We start from the raw sequence: 1,255 nt of genomic DNA, 5'->3' as shown, positions 1-1,255 counted from the left end.
CCGGACCGGAGAAGGCCGTGGGGGATGCACAGGGCGACGATCGTCCGGACGGCTTCCTCACCGCGCGCATCGACGCGGTCGCCGCCCTCACCGACCTGCTGAACACTCTGGGAGCGTAAGTGAGCATCGAACACGAAATCGGCAGCTTCGCCGACGTCCCGCTGACGGACCCGGCCGCACCGGCGCCCGCCGCTCCCACCGCGGAGCAGGCCGCCGCGCTCGTCGAGTCCGTCGCCGAGGCGAACAACTACAGCACCGAGGACGTCGTGTGGTCGACGCCCGAGGGCATCGACGTCAAGCCGGTCTACACCAAGGCCGACCGCGACGCAGTCGTCGCCGAGGGGTACCCGCTCGGCAGCTACCCGGGTCTGGCGCCGTTCGTGCGTGGGCCGTACCCGACGATGTATGTGAACCAGCCGTGGACCATCCGTCAGTACGCCGGCTTCTCCACCGCCGCCGAGTCCAACGCCTTCTACCGGCGCAACCTCGCCGCCGGTCAGAAGGGTCTGTCGGTGGCCTTCGACCTGGCCACGCACCGCGGCTACGACTCCGATCACCCGCGTGTGCAGGGTGACGTCGGTATGGCCGGTGTCGCGATCGACTCGATCCTCGACATGCGTCAGCTGTTCGACGGCATCGATCTGTCGCAGGTGTCGGTGTCGATGACCATGAACGGCGCGGTGCTGCCGATCCTGGCGCTGTACGTCGTGGCGGCCGAGGAACAGGGCGTCAAGCCCGAGCAGTTGGCCGGAACCATTCAGAACGACATTCTGAAGGAGTTCATGGTCCGCAACACGTACATCTATCCGCCGAAGCCGTCGATGCGGATCATCTCCGACATCTTCGCGTACACGTCGACGAAGATGCCGCGCTTCAACTCGATCTCGATCTCCGGCTACCACATCCAGGAAGCCGGGGCGACGGCCGACCTCGAGCTCGCCTACACCCTCGCGGACGGCATGGAGTACATCCGCGCCGGACTCGACGCGGGTATGGATGTCGACAAGTTCGCGCCGCGCCTGTCGTTCTTCTGGGCCATCGGCATGAACTTCTTCATGGAGGTCGCGAAGCTGCGTGCGGGCCGGCTGCTGTGGAGCGAGCTCGTCGAGAAGTTCGGTGCGAAGAACCCGAAGTCGAAGTCGCTGCGTACCCACTCGCAGACCTCCGGCTGGTCGCTCACCGCGCAGGACGTCTTCAACAACGTCGCGCGTACCTGCGTCGAGGCGATGGCTGCGACCCAGGGCCACACCCAGTC

The 1,255-nt window shown here is 66.3% G+C and carries 1 protein-coding gene; it reads left to right on the top strand.

What is annotated here, in order from left to right; genetic code table 11:
- Nucleotides 1-119: 119 nt before the first annotated feature.
- On the top strand, nucleotides 120-1,255 hold a 1,136-nt coding region (locus R1101_RS0123755), incomplete at its 3' end, for a methylmalonyl-CoA mutase family protein (RefSeq protein WP_016935658.1).

The organism is Rhodococcus sp. R1101, assembly GCF_000278445.1.
GTDB classification, from domain to species: domain Bacteria; phylum Actinomycetota; class Actinomycetes; order Mycobacteriales; family Mycobacteriaceae; genus Rhodococcus; species Rhodococcus gordoniae.
The sequence above is the reverse complement of the archived record's forward strand: the minus strand, read 5'-3'. Positions and strand labels throughout refer to the sequence as shown.